General features: G+C 38.3%; 25 protein-coding genes. 19 read left to right on the top strand and 6 right to left on the bottom strand.

The window, feature by feature from the left end:
• Window positions 1–276: 276 nt before the first annotated feature.
• Both ACE1ET_RS04465 and ACE1ET_RS04460 read left to right on the top strand, forming a co-directional pair.
• On the top strand, window positions 277–1,227 hold the full coding sequence (locus tag ACE1ET_RS04465) for a hypothetical protein (RefSeq protein WP_375727163.1): 951 nt from the start codon (window positions 277–279) through the stop codon (window positions 1,225–1,227).
• Between the two features lie 187 nt (window positions 1,228–1,414).
• Window positions 1,415–2,023, top strand: coding sequence for a YdeI/OmpD-associated family protein (locus tag ACE1ET_RS04460; RefSeq protein WP_375727162.1), 609 nt, complete (start codon window positions 1,415–1,417; stop codon window positions 2,021–2,023).
• Between the two features lie 93 nt (window positions 2,024–2,116).
• Here the strand turns inward: ACE1ET_RS04460 and ACE1ET_RS04455 are convergent, their stop codons facing one another.
• Window positions 2,117–2,260 (bottom strand): hypothetical protein, encoded by a 144-nt coding sequence (locus ACE1ET_RS04455; RefSeq protein ID WP_375727161.1) that lies wholly within the window; start codon window positions 2,258–2,260, stop codon window positions 2,117–2,119.
• Between the two features lie 70 nt (window positions 2,261–2,330).
• On the opposite strand from ACE1ET_RS04455, the gene ACE1ET_RS04450 reads away from it, so the two are divergent.
• The 11 genes from ACE1ET_RS04450 (at window position 2,331) to ACE1ET_RS04400 (ending at window position 10,738) form a co-directional block, all read left to right on the top strand.
• Entirely contained in the window at window positions 2,331–3,464 is a 1,134-nt protein-coding gene (locus ACE1ET_RS04450) for an ATP-binding protein (RefSeq protein ID WP_375727160.1), read from the top strand.
• Window positions 3,465–3,804: 340 nt separating this feature from the next.
• Entirely contained in the window at window positions 3,805–4,392 is a 588-nt protein-coding gene (locus ACE1ET_RS04445; RefSeq protein ID WP_375727159.1) for a dihydrofolate reductase family protein, read from the top strand.
• 89 nt (window positions 4,393–4,481) lie between these two features.
• A complete protein-coding gene (locus tag ACE1ET_RS04440; protein ID WP_375727158.1) occupies window positions 4,482–4,850 on the top strand; it encodes a DUF1801 domain-containing protein in 369 nt (122 codons plus the stop codon).
• A gap of 12 nt (window positions 4,851–4,862) precedes the next feature.
• Complete coding sequence (locus tag ACE1ET_RS04435) at window positions 4,863–5,081, top strand: DUF4287 domain-containing protein (RefSeq protein WP_375727157.1); 219 nt, start codon at window positions 4,863–4,865, stop codon at window positions 5,079–5,081.
• Window positions 5,082–5,601: 520 nt separating this feature from the next.
• The gene (locus ACE1ET_RS04430) at window positions 5,602–5,991 is read left to right on the top strand and encodes a VOC family protein (RefSeq protein ID WP_375727156.1); all 390 of its coding nucleotides are present in this window, start codon (window positions 5,602–5,604) and stop codon (window positions 5,989–5,991) included.
• A gap of 177 nt (window positions 5,992–6,168) precedes the next feature.
• Window positions 6,169–6,597 (top strand): hypothetical protein, encoded by a 429-nt coding sequence (locus ACE1ET_RS04425; protein WP_375727155.1) that lies wholly within the window; start codon window positions 6,169–6,171, stop codon window positions 6,595–6,597.
• Window positions 6,598–6,681: 84 nt separating this feature from the next.
• Complete coding sequence (locus tag ACE1ET_RS04420) at window positions 6,682–7,080, top strand: VOC family protein (protein ID WP_375727154.1); 399 nt, start codon at window positions 6,682–6,684, stop codon at window positions 7,078–7,080.
• A 193-nt stretch (window positions 7,081–7,273) separates the two neighbouring features.
• A complete protein-coding gene (locus tag ACE1ET_RS04415; RefSeq protein ID WP_375727153.1) occupies window positions 7,274–8,047 on the top strand; it encodes a DUF6090 family protein in 774 nt (257 codons plus the stop codon).
• Between the two features lie 18 nt (window positions 8,048–8,065).
• Window positions 8,066–8,890, top strand: a complete 825-nt coding sequence (locus ACE1ET_RS04410) for a DUF6090 family protein (RefSeq protein ID WP_375727152.1) — start codon at window positions 8,066–8,068, stop codon at window positions 8,888–8,890.
• Window positions 8,891–8,899: 9 nt separating this feature from the next.
• Entirely contained in the window at window positions 8,900–9,970 is a 1,071-nt protein-coding gene (locus ACE1ET_RS04405; protein ID WP_375727151.1) for a DUF3500 domain-containing protein, read from the top strand.
• A gap of 186 nt (window positions 9,971–10,156) precedes the next feature.
• Window positions 10,157–10,738 (top strand): Crp/Fnr family transcriptional regulator, encoded by a 582-nt coding sequence (locus ACE1ET_RS04400; RefSeq protein WP_375727150.1) that lies wholly within the window; start codon window positions 10,157–10,159, stop codon window positions 10,736–10,738.
• 174 nt (window positions 10,739–10,912) lie between these two features.
• Here the strand turns inward: ACE1ET_RS04400 and ACE1ET_RS04395 are convergent, their stop codons facing one another.
• Window positions 10,913–11,845: an NAD(P)-dependent alcohol dehydrogenase gene (locus ACE1ET_RS04395; protein WP_375727149.1), complete on the bottom strand. Its 933-nt coding sequence runs from the start codon at window positions 11,843–11,845 to the stop codon at window positions 10,913–10,915.
• A gap of 466 nt (window positions 11,846–12,311) precedes the next feature.
• On the opposite strand from ACE1ET_RS04395, the gene ACE1ET_RS04390 reads away from it, so the two are divergent.
• Window positions 12,312–12,836, top strand: coding sequence for a hypothetical protein (locus ACE1ET_RS04390; RefSeq protein ID WP_375727148.1), 525 nt, complete (start codon window positions 12,312–12,314; stop codon window positions 12,834–12,836).
• Between the two features lie 151 nt (window positions 12,837–12,987).
• Here the strand turns inward: ACE1ET_RS04390 and ACE1ET_RS04385 are convergent, their stop codons facing one another.
• Window positions 12,988–14,208 (bottom strand): outer membrane protein assembly factor BamB family protein, encoded by a 1,221-nt coding sequence (locus tag ACE1ET_RS04385; protein ID WP_375727147.1) that lies wholly within the window; start codon window positions 14,206–14,208, stop codon window positions 12,988–12,990.
• Window positions 14,209–14,456: 248 nt separating this feature from the next.
• Here ACE1ET_RS04385 and ACE1ET_RS04380 point away from each other — a divergent pair, with 248 nt between their 5' ends.
• A complete protein-coding gene (locus tag ACE1ET_RS04380; RefSeq protein WP_375727146.1) occupies window positions 14,457–15,059 on the top strand; it encodes a riboflavin synthase in 603 nt (200 codons plus the stop codon).
• Here the strand turns inward: ACE1ET_RS04380 and ACE1ET_RS04375 are convergent.
• The 3 genes from ACE1ET_RS04375 to ACE1ET_RS04365 form a co-directional block, all read right to left on the bottom strand.
• Window positions 15,019–16,644 (bottom strand): HAMP domain-containing sensor histidine kinase, encoded by a 1,626-nt coding sequence (locus ACE1ET_RS04375; protein ID WP_375727145.1) that lies wholly within the window; start codon window positions 16,642–16,644, stop codon window positions 15,019–15,021. The genes ACE1ET_RS04380 and ACE1ET_RS04375 overlap by 41 nt on opposite strands.
• 79 nt (window positions 16,645–16,723) lie before the next feature.
• The gene (gene rlmB / locus ACE1ET_RS04370) at window positions 16,724–17,461 is read right to left on the bottom strand and encodes a 23S rRNA (guanosine(2251)-2'-O)-methyltransferase RlmB (protein WP_375727144.1); all 738 of its coding nucleotides are present in this window, start codon (window positions 17,459–17,461) and stop codon (window positions 16,724–16,726) included.
• A 108-nt stretch (window positions 17,462–17,569) separates the two neighbouring features.
• On the bottom strand, window positions 17,570–19,510 hold the full coding sequence (locus tag ACE1ET_RS04365) for an ABC-F family ATP-binding cassette domain-containing protein (RefSeq protein WP_375727143.1): 1,941 nt from the start codon (window positions 19,508–19,510) through the stop codon (window positions 17,570–17,572).
• A 439-nt stretch (window positions 19,511–19,949) separates the two neighbouring features.
• Between ACE1ET_RS04365 and ACE1ET_RS04360 the strand changes: the two genes are divergently transcribed.
• From ACE1ET_RS04360 to ACE1ET_RS04345, 4 genes are all read left to right on the top strand, one after another.
• Window positions 19,950–20,672 carry a hypothetical protein gene (locus ACE1ET_RS04360; protein ID WP_375727142.1) on the top strand — a complete coding sequence of 241 codons (723 nt, stop codon included), beginning with the start codon at window positions 19,950–19,952 and terminating at the stop codon, window positions 20,670–20,672.
• 91 nt (window positions 20,673–20,763) lie between these two features.
• Window positions 20,764–21,357: a hypothetical protein gene (locus ACE1ET_RS04355; protein ID WP_375727141.1), complete on the top strand. Its 594-nt coding sequence runs from the start codon at window positions 20,764–20,766 to the stop codon at window positions 21,355–21,357.
• A gap of 9 nt (window positions 21,358–21,366) precedes the next feature.
• Window positions 21,367–21,879 carry a hypothetical protein gene (locus ACE1ET_RS04350; protein WP_375727140.1) on the top strand — a complete coding sequence of 171 codons (513 nt, stop codon included), beginning with the start codon at window positions 21,367–21,369 and terminating at the stop codon, window positions 21,877–21,879.
• A gap of 157 nt (window positions 21,880–22,036) precedes the next feature.
• Window positions 22,037–25,051: a glycoside hydrolase gene (locus ACE1ET_RS04345; protein ID WP_375727139.1), complete on the top strand. Its 3,015-nt coding sequence runs from the start codon at window positions 22,037–22,039 to the stop codon at window positions 25,049–25,051.
• Window positions 25,052–25,078: the final 27 nt, after the last annotated feature.

The raw sequence follows: 25,078 nt of genomic DNA, 5'->3' as shown, positions 1-25,078 counted from the left end.
GTAATAATCTAAGGTTTATTAAGACCTTTTATTTTAGAGCAAAAACTGTTATAATAGCATGCGCTATGAAAATATTATTTTAATTAACAAACAAAACAAAAACATTTAATAACAAAGAAAATAATCTACGCCCCGCTAACACGCAATATACGTAAGCCGAGGATGTGAGTAAAATAATCTTTAATACATTTAATAAAAATTGTAACGGTTTGACAAATTGGAGCTTCGAAATCTGCCACTACTCATACAATTTACCGTTGTGTTTAATATTATAAAATGAGAATGAACTTAATTAAAATTGGGTTAATAATATTAATATTTTATTCTTGCGGAGGGAAAAGTACGAATAAGACTGTGAGAAGAATTGAAACAAATTTTGAGAGCTCAAATAGTGATACTGTCTTAGTAAAACAAGATCCCTTTACAAAAGATTCTGTCACAAAAAATACTGAAAAAAAAGAAGCGAAGTTACTATTGCTTGATTCATTCAGAATTGCTGACTTTGTATTTCTAACAATAAAAGCTGATTCTGTTTTTACAACACAAACTGATTCTTTAAAGTTTGGAAACTTTTTAATTAATATTAAAAAAGACTCACTGAATGACTCTTGTTCAATTAGAGATATTGTATCAAAAGCTGTTTCTTCTCATTATATTACCAGGGATGCAACAGATAAAAAATACTTCTTTGATGTTAAAAATTTATACTATTTAAAAAGTCCTGTAGTTTTAAGATATTCATATGAATTTCCAGTTGAAGATGCATCTGAAAATACTATCTTTTATCTTGAAAAAGATAAAATAGTCAAACTGTTGAAAGTCAATAACTGGGATTATTATCAAAATGGCTTAAAACCCAAAAGAATAAATGACTCAACAGTTAAAATCATTTATACGAGTAGAGATAAATTCGGTCATTTCCATGATGATTACTCAATACTAATAAATTCGAAATCATTAAATGTTGAATTTATAAATCCTGTAAAACAAAAATTTAATTTTAAAGGAAAGGCTGTTGATGAATTCACACTTTATGTATCAAAAGAAGAAGCAAAAAACCAGAGAGCAATAAGGGATTCGTTCATAATAAAAAAAGATATAGACTTTCAATTTGATTCAATCTACTGGGATCTAAATATACTGAAAATAACTGTTCCTGGTATTGACTCTGGATTCGTTAATATAGATGAAAAAGGTATAAAAATCCCTGTGAATAATGCATGTTAAAGAAAAACTAAACACAACATGCGGTCATAGTGCATGCGGTTTTATGAAGGTTCGTGGCTCGTAAATCAAAGTTCGTGTAACTTGATAGGAAATCGCTTTGAGATGCCAAACGTTTCATATCCCCATCCGTTAACGAATATCATTATACTTTCAACAAAGAATAGTGTAAACTTGAAACAGCTTTAAAATGAAAAATGAAACTCAGGGCGAAAACAAAGCAGAAAAACCGGATCTGCCTGTTCTGACCTTTACTTCTACGGAAGAGTTTACGTCATGGTTGGCAAAACATCATAAAATATCAACAGGCATTTGGATGCGGATTTACAAAATAAAATCCGGAGTACCGACAATAACCTATGCGGAAGCACTTGATGTAGCATTATGCTATGGTTGGATTGATGGACAAAAAAAAACGTATGATGCAGGATCATGGCTTCAAAGGTTCACACCAAGAAGACGCAAAAGCATCTGGTCTAAAAGAAATCGCGAGCATGTTGAACGACTTTACAAATCAGGAATGATGCAGGCAGCAGGCATTAAAGAAGTAGAAGCAGCAAAAGCAGATGGAAGATGGGAGCAGGCGTATGAATCCTCCGGCACCATGGTTGTACCTGAGGACTTTTTAAATGAACTGGCTAAGGATAAAAAGGCAGAAGCGTTTTTCAAAACACTCAACAAAACCAATATTTTCTCAATTGTATGGCGACTGCAAACCGCTAAAAAACCTGAAACCAGACATAAAAGAATGAAGGCAATTCTTGAGATGCTAAAGAATGGTGAGAAATTTCATTCCTAAACTAAATAGCAAAAAATGTTATGGATAACGCATAGAATTCCAGATGAGAACTGATGTAATATTAAACATTTCGAACAGACAAGAAGGCAGGAGCTAAGATCCTGTCATGGGTGTATACGGTTTTGTTTTATCCTGCAAATCCATATTCCGTATGCCGTCGTTTTCGGCTTGACTATCTGCACTTCCTATAATTGTCAACAGCTCAACAACATACCATGGGAACGTTAGCTTTAACATTAAAGAACCGATTATATACTTGATAAATTGACGAAAATAACATAAATTGCGTCAATAAATTGACGGTATTATGAATTATTTAGTCAGAGACTTATCTGAGAATATAATTAAGAAGTTACAATCCAACAAAGTTGTAATAGTTTTTGGCGCACGAAGAGTTGGAAAAACTGTTCTTGTCAAAGAATTACTTGAAAAAATTGACGAACCTGTGCTATCCTTAAATGGTGAGGATATTTACGTCCATGATAAACTTGCAATCAGAAGTGTTGAAAATTATAAGCAACTGCTAGGTTCATACAAATTTCTTTACATTGACGAAGCTCAGAAAATTCCTGAGATTGGCTCAAAACTGAAACTAATGATTGACGAAATTGAAGACTTAAAAATAATCATCTCTGGCTCTTCGTCTTTCGACATTCATAAGGATGCAGGCGAACCATTGACTGGAAGAAAGTATTCATTCAACCTTTATGCACTTTCTGAGAATGAATACAATCAAATTGAAAATAACTTTGAAAAAATTGATAAGGTAAGAGAAAGGCTAATTTTGGGTAATTATCCTGAATTACTACAAATACCTGACCGGGAAGACAAAATAGACTACCTAAATGAAATGGTAAGTTCATATCTCCTAAAAGACATCCTGGTTTATGAAAACATAAAGAACTCACAAAAAATATTTAACCTTTTACGGTTAATAGCATTTCAAATTGGAGGCGAAGTGTCATTACAAGAGTTGGGCAAACAACTCGGAATCAGCAAGAACACTGTAGAAAAGTATCTTGATTTATTAAGCAAAGTTTTCATTCTTCATAAAGTAGAAGGATTTAGTCGAAACCTAAGAAAGGAAATCACAAAGAATTCCAGATGGTACTTTCTTGACAATGGAATAAGAAATGCCGTGATTGCAAATTTTAACCCCATTGAATCGCGGAATGATGTTGGAGCACTTTGGGAAAACTATATGATTAGTGAGCGACTTAAATACCAAGAAAACAATAGACTTTCATCTAATAATTATTTCTGGAGAACTTATGAGCAACAGGAGATTGATTGGGTTGAAGAAAGAGATGGTTCTCTTTTTGGTTATGAATTTAAATGGAAAGAATCAAAAATTAAGATTCCAAAACAATGGAAAAATGCTTACCCCGATTCGTCATTTGAAGTAATAAATAAAGACAACTTTGATAAATGGTTAACATAAAAATACTAAAACCAACACACGGTATAGTTGTAAAAAACAGTGCCCGATAAATTGAAATAGTTTCAATTTATCAGACTCTCTTTAACCTCCCTTCTACTTCCTTTAAAAATTCATCATCAAATCCCTCGTCTGCATTAAACAATACACACGTTTACAGCGTTAGTATTGCAATAGTTTACCCTTTATATTATTGTCTCCACTTATCTCCTTTGCATTTAAAACTTCTGATCTGCGGCCTGGCTGCTGGAAGCTGTATTGCAAACATTTTCTCTGAGAATTTTCTTTAAATAAGATAATAGTGAAACACTGAAACGCTGAAACAATAATAAACACAGAGGCAATGAGAAAACTGATTTCATTTATGCACATCTCGCTGGACGGCTTTGTTGCCGGACCTAAGGGTGAGATGGACTGGATTACGGTGGATGAAGAACTATTTGATTTTGTCGGTAAGCGCATAAGCAAAACCGATACGGCCCTGTACGGACGGGTCACCTACCGGATGATGGAAGATTACTGGCCCACCGCAGCCGCTCAACCCAATGCCAGCCGGCACGACATTGAACATTCGGCCTGGTATAAAACCGTACACAAAGTGGTGCTGTCCAAAACACTGTCCGGTTCAGGCTCACCTGACACAACGGTGATCAGCGACAACCTTGGGGAGCAGATTACAGCCCTGAAACAGTCCGGTCCCGATTCGGGAGATGGTAGCGAGATCCTGCTCTTCGGAAGCCCGTCAGCGACGCATGCGCTGATGCAACTGGATTTAATTGACGGTTTCTGGTTGTTTGTCAATCCTATGATCCTGGGTCATGGCATTCCCTTGTTTGCAGATATTAAGGCAAAAATAAAACTGAATCTGGTGAGTACCAGGCAATTTACCAACGGAGTGACGGAACTGAATTATACCGTAAAACGCCCCTGACACTTAACAGAACCGGATCAACAGAGATTAAAGAATATATACAAGTGCTAATACATCAAGGTTTCAATTTGTGTCAATTAAATATTCAAGTGACTGAGTTTTTAGATGCATTAAACCATCCAATGCGACATGAGATTGAACTTCTCCGGGAAATAATTTTAGGTTCAACAGGTGGCTTAACAGAAAACATAAAATGGAACGGTCCTAATTACACGTTTGATCAGCAGGACAGGATAACCATGAGAATTCAACCACCCAAACAGATACAATTGATCTTTCACATAGGTGCTAAAAAACAAGAGCAACCAAAAGATAGAATTATTCAGTCACAGTCAAAACTTTTAGTATGGAAAGAGAACGACAGAGCAGTTGTAACATTCAAAAACAGCTCTGACATTGATCATGGAAAAAAAGAGCTGTCAAGCATTGTAAACGAATGGATATTAAACACGAAATAAACGAATTTAACCATGTCATTTCAAGCGTACTTAGACAATATTCAGAAAAAGACAGGGAAATCACCTGAAGACTTTAAAGATTTAGCCACTCAGAAAGGATTTCTGGAGAATGGCAAACTGAAATCGGATGTAAAAGCCGGACAAATTGTGCAGTGGCTGAAAGATGATTTTAAACTCGGACACGGACACGCCATGGCTATTTATGCCCTCTTTAAAGGAAAAAAAGAGTAATCCTTGTTATTAGAATTATGCAGGGACAGGTTGGTACAGCATCAATATGCAACAGCTTTCATCCAAGAAAATACTCAGAACTTCAGTCCAGATACGATTTATACCCCTTTTGACAACCATGCCTGGTTGCCATCTCCCCCTTTTAAGGGGGAGAAACAGTGGGGGTATCTATTTATCTTGTAAATTGGTCACAGGTTCAGGACTTTATCATGAACGATTTCTTCTTTAAAAGGCATATTGAGCACACATTCTGTCATATATAAAACCATAGGAATGTTTTTTATCTGCCGGTTTTTACCTAATTTTAAAACGCATTTAAGAGCCACTCACTCTCGCAAAACAGCTCTCCCATATATAATAAATCTTCAATCATTCCCACTAAGAATACGCTTTACATGTGTTGAGGAAAACTGCACCATTTTATGCAGCTCATCATTATATAAGTGCCTCTACTATGCCAGGAAGCTTTTAGTGCTTTTGAACTAATTATAGGAATAACTAATATTTAAAATAAACAGAGATGAAAAATGAAAATCCGGTGGTTTGGTTCGAAATTTACGTCAATGATTTAAACAGAGCCAAAAAATTTTATGAAACAGTTTTTAAATTTGAACTGAGTGAAATGCCCATGCCTGATACAGGAGAGAACATGAAGATGTTGTTTTTTCCGGCCGACATGGAATCTAAAAACAGGGCATCAGGTGCCCTAATAAAAATGGAGGGATTTGAAGCAGGCGGAAACAGTACCATTGTCTACTTTATGAGTGAAGACTGCAGCATAGAAGAAGCACGGGTTGCCAATGCCGGTGGTACTGTTTTTAAATCCAAGATGTCGCTCGGGGATTATGGTGCTATGGTGCTTGCTATTGATACCGAAGGCAATATGATAGGCATCCATTCGATGGCTTAAACCATTATTCCATTCCTTATTCCTCTAAACGAAACAATTTGCAGGTTATGAATGGTCAGGTCATCATTATTCCTTTTGGTATTAAGCCGGCTGAAATCTATCAGTTCTTTTTCGGTCTGTCGTCTTGCACAGCTCTTTCGGTCACTATATTATCGGTTCATAATAAAAATAAAATACATGCAGTTTGACCAGAATAACAAAATTGTAAAGCTCTGTGCTGAAGGCATGGACAGGGAAGGAAGGGGAGAAAAAGATGAAGCACTTAAACTTTTCAGACAAGCCTGGAATGAAGCATCGAATGATTTTGAAAAATTTATTTCTGCACATTATATAGCACGACGCCAGGAAACGATTGAAGATAAACTTAAATGGGACGAGACTGCTTTACAACTGGCACTCAAAATAAATGATGAAACGGTAAAAGACGCCTTTCCTTCCTTGTACTTAAATATTGGCAAATGTTATGAAGATCTGAACGACGTTGACAGTGCCATGAAAAATTATGATTTAGCCCTCTCCTATGCCGGTTTTTTACCGGATGATGGGTATGGAAACATGATTAAATCAGGAATAACTCAGGGAATTAAACGGGTTTCAAATAATTAATAAAACAGGTCCCGCTGGTATAATACAACATGTAAACACAGAATATCAAAATTGATTCGTAATCACCAAAAATTTACAAATCGGATGAAACAACAGATAATAACTTTTCTGACCTTTCAGGAAAACAATGCAGAACAGGCCATGAACTTTTACGTGGCCTTATTCGACAATTCCAAAATTATTGATATTCAACGCTGGGGAAAGGATGGCCCTATAAAAGAAGGCGCTATTATGAAAGCCACCTTTGATTTAAACGGAAAAACATTTATGTGTAGCGATAGTCCGCCTGTCCATGACTGGACCTTTACGCCGGCGGTTTCAAATTATGTGGAGTGTGAAGATGAGGCAGAGATTGACAGGTTTTTTGTAAAACTCTCAGAGAATGGAACCGTAACAATGCCGCCGGATAATTATGGTTTCAGTCAGAAATTTGGATGGGTAATTGATCAGTTTGGTGTGTCCTGGCAATTGAACCTGCAATAATTCGCAAAACCTCAACATTTTACACATGGTGATTAAAGTTGTCATTTTTTATGTAACTTAGTAACATTATTCAGAAAGTCCCCTCTATCCCGGATGTTTATATATAAACGGTAATGCGTAATTACTATTTTAACACGTTGACATAGAGTTTGCAAAATCCGGTAACAACCTCACAATGAAAACTTACTATTGAATGAACCGGGAAATTTTTCCCTGTACGTCATTATTTGGATATGTACTATACATGATCACAATCTTTAGAAATATCCGTAAAAAACTGGCAGCCGAACAAAAAATCACAGCTTATTTACGCTATGCCATTGGCGAAATTCTGTTGGTGGTAATTGGAATCCTCATTGCCCTTCAGGTTAATAACTGGAAAGAAGACATAAAAAATATTGAGCTCGAAAGAAACACGTTGGAAAACATAAGGTCGGATTTGGTTTTACAGCAGGAAATAATAAACGAACAACTTCATTTTGAAAAACTTATGATTGCTAAAACCGACACTGCTTCCCTGTATTTGTCATCTTCATTACCATTGGAAAAACTCAATTCCCTCCTGGAAAATTTATCCGAACGACGGACTTTTATTGCAAATAAAACAAGTTATATCGGTATGAATAAAAACGGAGACAAAAAGCTTTTAAGAAATTCCGAACTGCAGGACGCAATAGTGCGTTATTATCAACAACTGGATTACATTACACAAGTAATAAATAATAATAACCTATTCATTATCGACAGACAGTTTGGCACATTTTTTTCCAATAATTCTTTAAATATCAAATTAACTGAAGATGGAAAAATTGATAATAATCAGAAACTCACACCCGAAAAACGGTTACAATTAAAAAATCAGCTACAGGTAAGAAAAAAGGTATCAGAAAATATTTACAGGCTTTGCCATGAACAACAGGAAACAACTCAATATTTGATTCAACTTATTGACAATGAACTTCATTAACACAATTTTTAATTTACAATGACTACGTTTTTCAGAAACATCCGACAAAAACTGGCCGCCCAAAACAAAGTTGCTGCCTACCTGCGTTATGCCATTGGCGAAATTCTGTTGGTGGTAATTGGAATCCTCATCGCCCTTCAGGTTAATAACTGGAACTCCATCAGAATAGAAAAAAATAAGGAATCTGTTTACCTTAAAAATATTGAACGCGATTTAATAGAACAACGTAAATCAATTGATGATCAGCTGAAGACTGAATTAGTTTTTTCACAAATGGCAAAATCAATTTTAACGTATTATAAAGAATATCATAAATTCAATGTTGATAGTTCTTTTACATCAGCCATTGGAGGCTTATGCGACCGAAGAACTTTTGTAAAAATCAATCCTACTTACACTGAACTGCTCTCCTCAGGAAATGTAGACATTATAAGCGATAATAAATTTAAAGGTGAACTCATAAACTACTATCAGGAATTAGAACGTTTAGAGCTGATAATCAATAAAAATAATAATTTATTTACGGATGCCGTTTTTGTACCCGGTATGATGAGGTTGAGTGAACTTCAAACGTCTTCTGTTTATGATGACATATTAACGTCGAATTTACTGAGCCAACATGTAAAAGATTCGTTGGAAAACTACATCCGGTTAAACGAAAAAAATTTAAAAGCGATTACCGCTTCCCAACTGGAAGATCCGGCAAATCAACTGATCATGATAAACTTAATAAATTACAGATACATTACGGCAAATATTCATTACGCGTTTCTATTAAACCAAAAAGAAAAAACACAAAATTTAATCGATGAATTAAAACTAATATTACGAATATTCAAATAAGTCTGTCTAATGAAAAGAACAGGAATTTTAATCCTGATTTTTCTAATTGCGATTAGCGGAATCAGTGGTCAAACCAGCCAAAAAATCGGGCAACAACTGGTGGCTTTCATGCATACCCTGAATGCTGATCAGTTACAAACCGTCAGTTATCAGTTTAGCGACACATCCAGGACAAAATGGACAAACCTTCCTGTTGGCCTGGCAAAACGGCCGGGAATCAGATACGGTGATTTGTCAGAACAAAGCAAGATTCAATTTCATCATGTGCTTACAACCCTGTTAAGTTCACAGGGCTATTTAAAAACCACGGGCATCATGATGCTGGATGATATTTTAAATGAAGTGTATGAAACGGCCTACAAAAAGAAGGAGATCAACGATGAAGCAATAAAGTATATACGGGATTTGAATTGGAAGTATGGCAATTATTACATCGCAATCTGGGGCAAACCGGGAGGCACAAATCCCTGGGGATTTCAGTTTACGGGCCATCATATTTCCATCAACGTGTCTGCCCTTGGTGATAATTTTTCGCTTACACCATTTTTCCTGGGTACTGATCCCGCCGAAGTTCATACAACGAAGTACGCCGGGCTACGTGTCTTAAGTAAAGAGGAAGACTATGGGTTTCAGCTGATCAATGCCCTTTCGGAAGATCAGCAGGCCATTGCGACCCTGAGCAGGGATGTTCCGGCAGATATTATCACCAGTCCTAACAGCTCACAGCGCTTAACAACTTACGAAGGGATTAAAGCGAGTGATTTGACGTCGGATCAACAGGAATATTTGAAGTACATCGTTACAGAATATATGAATAATCTGGAGCATGACAAGGCACGCGAATATCTGGATAAATTTTACAAGACAGGTTTGGACAGCATCTATTTTGCATGGATCGGAAGCTACGTTTCCCAAAAGGCTCATTATTATGTGATTAACAGCCCGGGCTTTATCATTGAATTTGATAATATGGGGTTTCAACAAAACGGAAACCATATACATTCCATCTGGCGGGAAAAAGGAAATGACTTCGGGGAAGACATCCTGAAAGAACACTATCTTGAGGATCATACCCATTAATCTTTTAAGGGTTCATGTATGTTCCGCTTCTTTAAAAAATCCATAGAATAATGGCTGAAGGTAATAAAGCAGGCAGCTATACTCGCTATGCCTTAGGTGAAATTCTTTTAGTAGTTATTGGAATTTTGATTGCACTGTCATTAATGATTTAAATGAGAAAATTAAAACTGAAGAAAAGTATATGACATGGAAAATAAATTTGTAGCCTATTTTTCAAGAATATCACCACTTTCAAAAGAAGAGGCGGAAGCCATCGCTGAAAGCATGCAAACGAAGAGATTCAGTAAGGGGGAATTCCTGATAAAAGAAGGACAATTTTCAAGCAAAACCTATTTTATTCTGGAAGGTTGTGTAAGAGAGTACATCCTGACAGAAGGTGAAGAGAAAACGACTAATTTCTTCACAGAAGAACAATGGGCCATTTCATTAAATAGTTTTACCCCGCAAAATGCTGCAACGCATAATTGGATTTGTGTAGAAGATACTTTGGTTGTTGAGGGAGACGAACAGCAAGGTCAGGCATTATTCAAGCGCTTTCCCCGATTTGAAACGATATCACGAACCATTATGGAGGCTGCCTTTGCTGAGCAAAGAGAAGCTTTGGCTTCTTATTATACAGACTCGCCTGAGCAACGTTATCTGAAACTGTTAAGAACAAGGCCTGAATTATTCCAACGAATTCCCCAATATCATCTTGCAAGTTATATTGGGGTAAAACCGGAATCTTTAAGCCGTATCAGAAAGCGGATTGCCCTTGATAATGATTAGCCTGTCTTAGTCCTGATTATTTAAATCCTTTTGTTCATTTATCAGCCAAATACTTAGCGTTATCTCGAATAATCCACCGGGTATGGCTGACTGAAGACCTATTTAACATCAGTTTATTATTTAATTACTGTTATTTTTTGAGTCAGCATTGACAAGTTCATTTAGTGAAATCCATCAAACCGTAATGACCACATTTCCTCTTTTATGTCCCATTTCTACATATTGGTGCGCTTCGGCCATTTTCTCCAAAGGGTAAACCCGATCAATTACAGGCTTGATCTTCTCCTGTTCAGCCAATGTTTTCAGATTGATAAAAGCGTCTTTTGGAGTTAAAGGAGTTCCCTGATCGATGGATATATATTTACCGTTTGGTGTAAGTGCTTTTTTGCTCTTTTCTTTAAGCACTGACGACTTCGAATTCCCCACTGCATCTATGACATAATCATAGGTTTCCAACTGAGCTTCTGCGTTGCTCGAAGTATAGTCTATAAGTTTATCACTGCCCAGCGAATGAACCATTCCAAAGTTTTTACTGCTACACACGCTTGTTACTTTAGCTCCTGCATTTTTTGCCAGTTGTACTACCATAGTGCCTATACTTCCTGATGCTCCATAAATCAGAACTCTGTCTCCGCTTTTTAAAGATGTCCTTTTTAACAAATGTGTGGCAAGTAAACCACCATAAGGTATGGCTGCCGCTTCTTCGAAACTAAGGTTTGTTGGCTTTAACGCAAGATTCCAGTCCTCAGGCAGGCATATGTATTCAGCATAAGAACCAAAATGGCGTTTTGTTGGTGAAACAGAACCATAGGCAAAAACCTCATCTCCGATATCGAATAACGTGACATCTTTCCCTTTTCGTTCTACAACGCCGGATGATACCATTCCTAAAATGGAATTTTTGGGTTTTCCAAAGCCGAATATCAATTGAACCATAAACCTGGCAACAGGTGATGCTTTTAATCCACGAATAAGAACATCGCTGGTGGTGACCGAAGTTGCATGTATCTTAATGAGTACTTCGTTATCTTTTGGCGATGGCTTTTCCACCTCATTCAAAACCAGGTTTTCAGGTGCACCGTACTTTAAACATTCTATAGCTTTCATAACTTTATCTTTTAATGTATTATTATGAAAACAAAATTATCCACGGCGCATTTCAATGTCATTGATCTGGGTTAAGAAATGAAATACCTTGATGGTTTTTATTACAGATAGAAAAGGAGTGACTTATAAAACTATATCGAAAAACACGATGATAACAGGCTCCGACGTATGATATTATACGATTTCACCTAACGTTTCAGACGTGCGGCCTTGATAAGTTTTTCTCTCACGTGGAGATGTTTTCTCCGGCCTTGTTTTACATTACCATATATTACCCCGGTGGTGCCCCGGGCTAAGTATTTTTTGCCCTTCAGGCAAATAAAAAAAATTTAATGCCACTGGTTGGTCACACGCTCCTGACTACTGCATTGTATGATTTACAACAACTAAACCGTCTGAATAACATCACTATATTTTAGGTAAAAGTGTACTATTTTCATATTTTTGTTACATAAAACCTGAAAAAATGAAAAATTCCGGATTATCCCTTTTACTGGTAATCATCCTGTTAGGATTAAGTGCCTGTTCCGATAACAATGAATGTTGCAGTACACCTGCCAAACAGATCTTTAAATTCAAAGATGGCAAGGAATACCTTGTAAACAATGTATATGTATTACTTGATAAAAACAAAGAAAACATGGTGGCTTATCCTGGGCCGAAAGATGTCCAGATGGAATACCCGGCTTTCGACTTTTATAAAGGGTACTACCTTGAACAACCAAATTACGGCATAAATACAGCGTATACAAGCATATCCATTTCAGATTACATAAACAATCCGGATAATTTCACAGCAGAAATGCTTGAAGCGGCCATAATAGAAAAAGATCCTTATGAGGAATACTACCTGGATGAAACTGGCTACTTACTTAATTCATGCCCGGAATGTCTTGAGAAAGATACAATCTGGCCAGCACTGGACTCCCTTAAATTTCACAAGCTTGTGGATAATAATGAATTGGAGATTTACCTGAAGCGTGTTAAATAAGGATATCAACTTACGTTAGTCGCAGGCACCAGTCTACTCCATTTTAGTGTCTCATTGGTTGGTACGGATTTCCATCCGTACCACATTGCAAATCAGGGATCTGTATACCTTGCAGTATTTACGAGAATGTTATTAAGCTGCTATTTTTTATTTACTTTTTCAGATTAAATACTTTCATCTGATCCTGGTACCTAACATACAGTTTGCCGTCGGCAATAACGGGGTGTGTAAACTGCTGCTGTCCATCGAACACTTTAAACTTACTGATAGTGTTAAATGCTTCTGCAGAAGGTTCAACCAGTGCCAGTACACCATCATCGCCATAGCAATACAACATATCGTCGGCAGCAATGATGCTGCCGGTTTTCAGACCCCGCTCCTGCCAGTTGGTCGTTCCGGTCTCCAGATTTACAGACATCCACGTGTGTTTTTTATTGGAGATGCCATATACATTGCCATCCAGTTCAACAGTGCCGCCAATCTGGTTATCAAAAGCCTGATTGTACCATTTGAGTGAAATTTCCGAAGCATCGTCATTCAGATTAAACATCCGGGCACCTTCACCGTAAGGCGATGAAATAAACAAAGCTCCGTTTTTATAATATGGTGAAATACAGTTGTCAGTCCAGTTCTTATAAGAATAAGCCGTCCACAGGGAATCACCGGTTTCATAGTCCACACCAATCAGGTAATGCAGGGTCATGGTTGCTACCACCTTCCGTTTGTTATGCTCAAAATATACGGCATTGCAATATGCACTGACATCATTTCTACCCGGTGCTTCCCATACCACAGAACCATTCTTCTGTTTCAGGGCCACCAATGCTGTGGTTTTCCCGCCTGGTGTAAAAATAACGACATCATCAACCAGCAACGGCGATTCGCAAAAACCGAAATTGGGAGGTTCTGCATTAAACCGTTCACCAATATTCAGGCTCCAGAGGATCTCTCCTTTTTGGGTATCCATACAGAATGCCTTGCCCTGACCGGACAACATGTATAATTTATCGTCTTTTACCACCGGCGTGCTTCTGGCGCCCGGAAAGCTGTTTTTGTTCCACTCTTTTCCGTAAGCCACATCCCATACCAGTTGCCCGTCAAGCGTGTAACAGTACATATGCCCCGTGGAATCCTGCATACCTGCTATAAATATATTTTTATCAGTTATAACAGGAGAAGAATATCCGGTTCCCAAACCACTGTCGATAGACCATACCAACACGGGGCCTTCTTCCGGCCATGCTTTTAGTAAACCTGTTTCGTCATAAACCCCGCTTCGGTCCATTCCACGCCAGTCGTAAATGAGATTATTTTTAGCAAAACCAACTGTGCACAGCACCAGTAAAAGTGTTCCGGAAATCAGTTTTTTCATTCTTTTCAATTTTATTCAGCCGCTTAAAATAATAAAAGATTTTAAGCTACAGATTAAGTCGGGTAAATTTAGGATCACTCTAAACAAGGTAGAATTTACACCGGCAAACTGACAGGCATTTCCGCTTGAAAGAGACGATCCATCCTCAAGGCGTAATATGTATATTTTTTTTAAATTAATTATTAGTTTTGATCAAATCATTCATTAATCAAACGCATTTTACTAATTTTACACCAAAATTTTTTTACATGTTTTCAGGAATAGTTGAAGAAGCAGCAGAAGTAGTATCGCTGAAAAAAGATGGAGGAAACCTTCATATTACCATGAAGTGTTCCTATGTAAACGAGTTGAAAATAGACCAGTCCGTTTCTCATAATGGAGTATGCCTGACTGTAGTGGATCTGACAAATGAAACATATACCGTAACTGCCATTCAGGAGACGCTGAATAAATCCAATCTCGGACATTTAAAAGTTGGTGATAAAGTAAATCTGGAACGCAGCATGATGATGAATGGCCGTTTGGATGGTCATATTGTACAGGGTCATGTGGATCAGACTGCAACCTGTGTGAGTGTGGAAGAGATGGATGGCAGCTGGTTTTTCACTTTCGAATATGAATTTGACAAGGAGAAAGGCAAACAGGGTTACATCACCGTTGAAAAAGGCTCAGTGAGCGTTAACGGCGTAAGTCTGACTGTTGTAAATTCAAAGGATAATCAGTTTTCTGTAGCCATCATACCTTATACGTATGAGTATACCAATTTTCATCAGATTAAACCCGGAACAGTGGTCAATCTTGAATTTGATATTATTGGGAAGTATCTGAGTAAGATGATGCGTTACCAGTAATATTAAGTGGCAACAGGATACTAAACTCTGTCCCCTCGCCTTCTTTTGAGGTAAGGTTTATTTCACCGTCCATCAGGTCAACAAGCGCTTTAACAATAGATAAACCAAGACCGGTACCATTATGCTTACCGCTAAAGTAATGATCATCATGCGCCTGTGTAAATCTGTCATATATATCTCTTTGCTTTTCCGCCGGGATCCCGATTCCTGTATCAGTGACTTTGATATTTAATTTATCGCTCAGCTTATCTGCGCTAACTTTTACGAATCCTTTTTCAGTAAATTTTAATGCGTTATCCACCAGGTTTATGATTATCTGACTCAAACGTTTTGGATCAAGAGACAAATTATTCACACAGTCCCACCTGACTTCAAATAACAGGTTGACATTTTCAGCAATTTTATCTGAACTGGAATAAATCGCTTCTACCTGTTTGAAAAGTGTACAGATATTTACTTCTTCAGGAATGAGCTTTAACTGACCAGCTTCAAGTTTTGAAATATCCAGAATATCATCGATGATCCTTAATAGCTGGTTGCTGCATACTTTTATTACGGACCTGTATTCTCTTCTTTCATTATCACTTAAACCTTCCTCGTTAAGCAGTTCCGTAAAACCAACAATTCCATTCATGGGAGTACGTATTTCGTGGCTCATATTAGCCAGAAAAGCAGATTTCAGACGATCTGCAGATTCAGCATTCAGCTTTTCGGCATTGAGTTTTTTATTGGCTCTTAACAACTCATCGTTTTTTTCCCTTATTTCTCCGCGTGCCAGAGATATGCGTGAAGCCATATTATTAAACTCCTCAAATAACTTACTGAATTCAGAATTTGGATTTTCATGTATCCGGTATCCCAGGTTACCTTTCTTTATTTCAACTACTCCTTCTTTTAATCTTTCCAGAGGACTACTGATTGTACGATAGGTATGGATAGCCAGGAATATGCCCAGCGCAAATATTACAACCATCCACCCCATCCACAATGCATAATTTCTATTGGTATGCGCAATGACATGCCTTACAAATTCATCAAACTGTTTGTGGTACCTGGAGTTAATGAGTCTTAAAAATTCACTGAATTCAATCGCCGTTGCCCTGAAGTCTATTCCAGCTTTAATTCTTTGTTTTTCAGATATTTCTGGGTCGCTAATTTTCTCATTAAAATCCTCGTATTTGCTGATAAAGTTGCCCTTTCTCATCTCAATTTCCAATGCAAGCTTATCATAAAATACCTGATCGGTATAGTCAAATTTATAAGAGGGCATGTAATTCGCAAACTTATCAGACAGCTTGTCCAATGCTAAAAGAATGGTATCCTTTTGAGTTTTGAGATTTATACGATCCTCTACCCAGTCATTATTGTAGATGATGCTTTGGGTCAGTTTATCCACCTGGGGCACAATATTATCCACATCAGACAGCAGCACGGATGTCATTTTTACAAGGCTGACATCGCGTTCCATTAATATATTTAATTCCTCCTTTACGTCCCTGCTTCCTTTAAGCACAATCAGTGTCATTGCAGCTACCAGAAGAATGACCGGCACAAGCATTAGTATTAGTCTGTATTTTACTTTCATACGCAATATTCACATCATTTTGGGAGCAAAAAGAGAATACCAGCTGGATAACTAATTCTATTGTGAATCAATTAATTTATTATGCTAATCGTTGTTTTAGTACTTCAAAAATCAAAATTCCCGCTGCAACAGATACATTTAGTGAACCAACGGTACCAACCATCGGAATAGAAACCAAATGATCACATATTTTCAATACATCTGCAGAAAGTCCTGTATCTTCCGAACCCATAACAATTGCAAGGGGAACTGTCATATCCCCGGTATTAAAAACTGTATCTCCTTTTTCTGAGGCACCAAGTAGCATTAACCCGGATCCTTTTAAAAACTGCAAGGATTTTGTCAGGTTTCCGGTTCTGCAAACCGGTATCTTATGTAAGGCTCCGGCAGATGTTTTAATGGCATCGGCATTGATGACCGCTGAACCTTTGGATGGAACCAAAATAGCATCCACACCAGCACATTCCGCTGTACGGGCAATAGCACCAAAATTCCTAATATCTGTAACTCCATCGAGAACCAGAATAAAAGGCACCTTCCCGGCCTCGTATAAACCAGGAATAATGGTTTCAATGTTGTGATAGGTCACCTCCGAAATCCATGCAACAACACCCTGATGATTTTTCCGGGTAATCCTGTTCAGTCGTTCTACGGGTACTTTCTGAACCGGAACAGTACTTCCTCTGAGGGCACTGAAAAGTTCCGATGCAAGCTCTCCTTTCAAATCGCGCTTAATCATGACCCGGTGTATTTCTCTTCCGGCGTCAATCGCTTCGATTACGGCACGAATGCCAAATATGTAATCCGGGTTTGCCATTGTCTTTTATTAACGTGAATAGCGGGTTTTATTGTTTCAAAATTAGACTAAGGTGTCTAATAAATCAATTATTGAAGCCTAACGTTTGTTAACGAAGTATATATTGTGTTACAGTTTGCCGTTGAGATCATCCAGTTGCAAAGATGCTTCCTCCCATTCTCTCATCACTTTCTCAAGCTCTTTTTCCTTCTTCTGAAAAAACGAGTAAAGCGAGGCATCATTGATATTATCCGGATTTGCAAGCAGCGTTTTCATATGTTCAATTTCTCCTTCAAGCTGAGTGATCAGATTCTCATATTCCTTAACCTTTCTTTCTGCATAGCTTATCTGCTTATTCAATGCTTTGCGCTCTTCATAGTCATTTACCTTCTCTGCTTTCTGCTCCGGCTGTGATGCTTTTGCTGTTATTTTGTTCTTTCGTTCCAATTCCTGCAGCGTCTCCATCTTCTTGCGGTGCAGAAATTCATAAACCGTACCCAGGTGTTCTTTTACTTTTCCGCCACCGAATTCGTACAGTTTGCTACTTAACCCATCCAGAAAATCCCTGTCGTGAGAAACCACAATGGCTGTACCATCAAATTCATTGATGGCCTGCTTCAAGACCTCCTTGGAGCGGATATCAAGGTGATTTGTAGGCTCATCCAGCACCAGCAGGTTAACCGGTTCAAGCAAAAGTTTAATCATGGCAAGCCTGGAACGTTCACCTCCGGAAAGAACCTTCACTTTTTTATCGATATCCTCACCTCTAAACATAAAAGCCGCCAGAATATCGCGGATCTTTGTCCGCACATCTCCAACTGCCACATGATCAATTGTTTCAAAAACCGACAAATTTCCATCCAGCAGGTCGGCCTGATTCTGAGCAAAATAGCCCACTTTTACATTATGGCCTGTTTTAAGTTCTCCACCCATACCGCCCAGGTCACCGATAATTGCTTTTACAAGGGTAGATTTTCCTTCTCCGTTCTTACCAACAAAAGCCACCTTGTCTACACGCTCAATAATCAGGTTTACCTTGTTGAGTACAACATGTGATCCGTACCCTATTTTGTAATTTTCTGCTTCAACCACAATGGTACCTGAACGAGGTGCTGGTGGAAATCTTAGATTCAGGGCACTGTTGTCCTCTTCATCAATCTCCAGAACATCCATTTTCTCCAGCTGCTTAATTCTGGACTGAACCTGAACCGCCTTCGTAGCCTTATACCTGAACCGTTCAATAAATGCCTCGGTATCCTTAATCTGCTTCTGCTGATTTTCGTAAGCACGTTTCTGAGTCTCCCTCCGTTCCTCCCGGAGTTCCAGAAATTTACTGTACGGCACCTTATAATCGTAAATACGCCCCAGCGTAATTTCTATGGTCCGGTTGGTGACATTGTCAAGAAATGCCTTATCGTGTGACACCAAAACAACCGATCCGGGATACGTCTTTAAAAAGTCCTCCAGCCACTGGATGGACTCAATGTCAAGATGGTTGGTCGGCTCATCCAGCAACAGCATATCCGGCTTTTGAAGTAACAGTTTTGCCAGTTCAATACGCATACGCCAGCCACCGGAAAACTCCGAGGTAGGGCGATCCAGATCTTTAGCTACAAAACCCAGCCCTGTCAGTGTTTTTTCAATATGACCTTCCGTATTTTCCCCACCAAGAATATTATAGTGTTCAGACAGATCCGTTACTTTGTGAATAATATCCAGGTATTCCTCCGATTCATAGTCAGTACGAATAGCCAGTTGGTGATTATAATGGTCAATCTTATCGCGCAATTCCTGCAAATGACTGAAGGCCGTAGCTGCCTCCTCACGAACACTTTTACCATCCTGATGCACCATATGCTGAGGAAGATACCCAAAGGTAAAATCGTTGGGAACAGATAAAATACCGGTTGTTGGATTCTGCTTGCCGCACAAAATTTTGAGTAAGGTGGTCTTCCCTGCACCATTCTTCCCCACCAGTCCTATCCTGTCTTTTGTATTGACCAGAAATGAGATGTCCTCAAACAGCGCGAATCCTCCGAATAATACACTTATTTTATCAACCGATACCATATCCTCAAAATTTCGACAAAGATAAAATTTTTTGGGTCATGGATGGAATGAATAAATAGTGTGACCAAAAGCAAATTATATTCGTAACGTAAAATAATTGTTGTCAGGCTAAAATCAATATTACTTAAAGATTCTTCGCTTCATTTTACTACGCTCAGAATGACAATCCTTTAGGTTCATACGGTGCTGGAGGATGGGTTGGGTTGCAGATCTGTCGCAACCCAACCCATCCTCCAGCCTAACAACCAGCAAATACCTGTCATTCCAGGCGAAGCGAGGAATCTCTGATGCTTTAACCGGGCAACAGTAATTCAAAATACTTATGTTATCCTGACTCAAGCCTTTTATTGTGAATTTGAACAAGTCCAGGTTTTTTTATACTTAAACGATTAACTTTTTCGTTCCTGATAATACAAACCTGTTTAAAATGAGGATATATATGAAAAAATCTTCCAGACGAATCATTTTTCTGATTATATCGTTTACTGCATTTTATACTGCTATGCCACAGATAATACATAAAAATCATGGCACAAGTCAGTCAACTGGCACCGTTAGTAACGGCAGGCTCACCAACGGATACAAACTTCCGTATAACGGAGATAATTTTAAATATTACAGTTTTTTTGACTATTACATTTTAGGACGCTCTTATGTTCATTCCGATATTTACCGGATTACCCTCGACTCCTACGCTGATCTGAAGAAAATTTACCCGGACTATACATTTAGAATCATGGAATGTTCCGGCAGAAAAGGTGGCAGATCCTTCCCTCACAGGACCCACCAAAACGGGACAAGTATAGACTTTATGACCCCACTGATAAAAGATGGAAAAACAGATCTGTTCTGGGATCACACCGGAATGGCTCGTTATGCCCTGAAGTTTGATCAGGATGGAAAACTAAGCCTAAACAAAAAAGTACAGATTGATTTTGAAAAACTGGCGATGCATATTATTGCGCTTGAGAAAAATGCAAAGAAGCGGGGTTATCACATTAAGAAAGTTATTTTGGAGACCAACCTTAAAGATGAGCTGTTCAACTCAAAATTCGGTGATCAGCTCAAATCATCCGGAATATATTTTGTGAAGTCTCTTACTAAACGTATTAACGAACTGCATGATGACCATTATCACATCGATTTTGAAGAACTCAGATAGATATTTAATAATTAACACTTTCTGAGACAATTTTTTCTTATTTTTAAAGCACTGAAAAAAATTTACTTATTTAAGTTTAAGATTATCAACTATGATTTTTAAAAAACCTGTTTTGTTCCTCTTGTTCATGACGTATGGACTCTTTAACCTCAACGCTCAAATCGAAAAAGGAACCCTGTTGGTTGGAAGTAAGTCAGATATAAGTGCATCATCCGGGATGACAACAACTACTGGTGCGTTGGATTATTGGCAAACCCACATTTATGTAAACAGTGAGAAATTTACAAATCTGGCATTAAATCCGATTATTGGTTATTTCATCGCAAATAATCTGGTCATAGGACTAGTTATTCCCGTTAAATACCAGTCATATAACAAAACTGAAAAGGCCTATTCGGTTATGGGAAAACCATTTATAAAACTATATATCGGTAACGGATTTGTAAAACCTTATGCGCAAGTCGCAGCCGGTTTTGGCATACTGAACAGCGACAATTTGTATACTCAGTTTGGATATGATTACAGCGTTGGTATGGGAATAGCATTAAATGAAAGGTTTGTAATCGATATTGGCATGGGTTTCGCCTCGCTTAAATACAACGAAGTGGTTAATCAGTATGATATACCCAAAACACAAAAACTGACAGACCTTGGACTCGATTTAGGACTAGTTGTATTACTTTAAATTTTTATCATGGAACCAACTCAACAAACCTCAAAACAATTCTTCAGAACTATAAACACCCTGTTTTTTGCATTATTTGCCGGACAGCTTATTTTTGCAGGGATAGTCATTTTTTTGCAATCCGGCGTGGATTTAAGTTTTCGTTTTCCAGGCTCTGAAGACATGCTTACCATCGTGGGAATCGTAATTGCCATTATTGAATTATTCGTCAGCAGACTTATGTACCGGATACAGATTAATAAAATCAAAAAGGATAGTGTGCTCTCTTATAAACTGGCAATTTACCAAACGGCCGTTATTATTAAATTGGCGCTAATAGAAGGCGCATCGCTTTTTTTAATCGTAAGCTTCTTGCTTACAGCTAATCCAATAGCTCTGATTTTCCTGGCAATTATGTTTATACAGTTTTATTTGTTTAAACCATCCCGCGAAGAAGCCATTAGGGATCTACAACTTGATTATAATGAAACGGCACAGGTAAATAATCCTGATGCAATTATTGGAGAAATTAAAAATCTATGATCAATTGTAGAAACAACTTATAATGAGGCTTTAAAACTGCACAAAAGATATTAAGGCAATTTTGTAATACATTTTGTCGTATAAGTGCAACTTTTCCAACTTTGTTTATGATGAAACGGAGCCATAAAACCGTATTTTAGCGGAAAGCTAAAAATGAATGAAAAAATACTACTCTATTTTAATTGTTGTTCTGATATCTGTTTTTGCAAATTTAAGTGCCCAGAACATTAATATAAAACCTGATCCCTCAAAGGAATATCAAACTATTGAAGGCTGGGGTTCTTCGTTGTGCTGGTGGGCTCATATGGTGGGACAATGGGACGATGAAGCCAAAATTGATGAAATAGTTGATCTGATCACTTCACCGGATAAGCTCAATATGAACATCTTTCGCTATAATATCGGAGGCGGCGATGATCCCTCCCACTATTCTACGCCGGGAAATCCGGGACATATGGCAGACGGTAAAGGTGTGCGCGCCGAGATGGAAGGATTTAAATCGGGTGAAAATGAACCTTATGACTGGACCGCCGATGCCGGACAACGCAAAATAATGCTCAAAATCAAAGCGAAACGGCCGGATGCCATTTTTGAAGCATTTTCTAATTCACCACCTTACTGGATGACTTACAGCGGTTGTTCTGCCGGAAATAATCCTGCCGGTTCAGACAACCTGAAACCGGAATATTACGGACAGTTCAGTGATTATCTAATTGAAGTCTGCAAACATTACAAAAACACATACGGCATTGAATTTAAAACACTGGAACCGTTTAACGAATCGCTCAGTAGTTACTGGGGTTACCTCGGCGGACAGGAAGGCTGCCATTTTGATGCCTCCTCACAGATTGCCGTGATAAGGGAATTATATCCACGGTTACAGGCATCAGGATTAAATACGGTCATTTCAGCTTCGGATGAAACCAATATCAGTAGTTTTATCTATGCCATGAATGCCTACATTGCTGCCGGTGATATTATTCCAAAACTGGGACAGATCAATACGCATACCTACAGCGGCAGTGATCCGGAAAGGGTTGAAGCTTATAATCTTTCCCGTAAGATGGGTAAAACACTCTGGCAGTCTGAAACAGGACCAAGCGGTTTCAGTGGCAGTGGTCTAAGCAATAATCTGCAATTGGCTCAACGTATGTTTAGTGACCTTACCATAATGAAACCTTCTGCTTGGATCGACTGGCAGCTGATGGAAGAATGGAATGATAACTGGTGCCAGATGCGTTGCAGCTTTGCGGATGAAACTTACTATACCGTAAAGAACTTCTATATCAGAATGCAGGTCACCCGTTTTGTAAAACAAGGCTACCGTATCCTGGAGTCAGGAGCACCAAATATTCTGACTGCCATCAGTCCGGACAATAAGGAACTGGTAATGGTGGTTCTGAACCAAACCGATTTGGATCAGAACGTATCAGCAGATCTCTCAGAATTTGGAACGGTAGCTGCTTCTGCGACGGTTTACAGGACAAGCTCATCAGAAGACTGTTCAAAAAAACCGGATCAGGCTATAACAGAAAGTAAACTAAGTTATGTCTCACCGGCTCAGAGCATCACAACCTTTATCATTCCGGTAACTTTTACGGATTACGCTCAGTTCAGATTAACAGAAGGCATAACCTTCGAGGATCAAAATACGGAGGGCTTTTCGGGTACATCAGTACAATTATCGGAAAATGGGGCGAAAAGCGAACTGAACAGTAGTCGTTTTACGCTCTCAGCAGACGATAATGTGATCAGCTATGAAACCGGACAGAGTTTTGTAACGACACCGGAATACCGCTATCTGCATATCATGACCCGGTCGGGCATTCACAATTCTTCGCAAACGGCAACCGGTGATACAATTTTACTGGAATCAACTGATACCTGGCAGGATCAGGTCATCGATTTAGGCATCAATACTTCATTTTCAAAACTGATATTTAAAGGTGTTGATCCGGGAAACCCGCTTTTTATAGACAACCTGATCATAAACAATGATCCTGATCCAAGAGGAGTAACTGAGGTGGCTCCTTTTTTTGATTTTGAATCTGCTTCCAGCGTACCTGCAATGAGCAGAGTCCCATTCGAAAATGGTTCTGCTGTTCATGTTATTGCAAATTCAGATATCGTTGGGATGAATGTTTCGGGACATATTCTGGAATATCTGTACCCCATGGTGGCAAACCCAACTGTTAGTGAAGACACCTTATTATTTACACTTTACGCTCCACTGAAAATATCAGAGGCAACCGCTTATTTTCACATGCTGGTTAAGTCTCCTGCATGGAAAATAAATGTTACCATAGGTAATATCAGCAGGGAAGTTTCTGTTACGCAAGGTGAATGGACAGATGTCGTCATCGATCTTACGGGATTGTTAAACCAGGTTATCGGATCTGTTCAGATTTCGCCATTGGGATCGGTTAAACTGAATACGATTATGTATCTGGATGATATTACCTTTAATGATAATTCCGAACCCCGTACCTATGTTTTTGAAGCTCCGGAAAACGGTACCTATATCATTTACAGCCGGAACAGCAACAATGTCATTACGGCTAACGAAACTGGTGATGGTCTCATTCAGGATCTTCCTGATGATGGTTCTCAGAATCCGGATCAGCTTTGGGATTTCACTGCCACGGAAGGAGGTTACACTATCAGCAACACCGGTTCAGGTAAAGTGATGACTGATGAAGATGCTTATCTGCTGGCTTTAAACGAACCGGCGCCGGATAAAGACGGACAGGTATTTACTGTTTCTGAAACTGATGGTGGTTATGTAAAAATAGTATCAGTAAAAACAGGGAAAGCCCTTGATGTTGAAAGTGAAAGTACCGCAGCAGGTGCCAACATCGGTTTGTGGGATTTTGGTTCAACCAATAACTACCACCGGCAATGGGCCTTGGTTAAAATAAATGGTGCAACGGGATTACACCTCCCTGAAAAAGATGGTATAAATTCAGTCTTTTTAATTTCAGAAAAGGGGAAATTATCGATCTATAACCTTCCCTCCTCTTCAAATTTAACCGTTTATACCATTAACGGAACAAAAATCAGGGAGCTTCACAATGTGACTCAAAATATCAGTGTCGATCTTAAACCCGGAATTTATATCACAAGAATACATACTAATACCGGCATTTTCAGTCTCAAAGGGATTGTATACTGACACAAAATTCCGGGTTTGCCATAATAT

Origin of the sequence: Quyinboa mangrovi, assembly GCF_042219825.1 — a bacterium.
Lineage (GTDB): Bacteria > Bacteroidota > Bacteroidia > Bacteroidales > UBA5342 > JBHJHP01.
The sequence above is the reverse complement of the archived record's forward strand: the minus strand, read 5'-3'. Positions and strand labels throughout refer to the sequence as shown.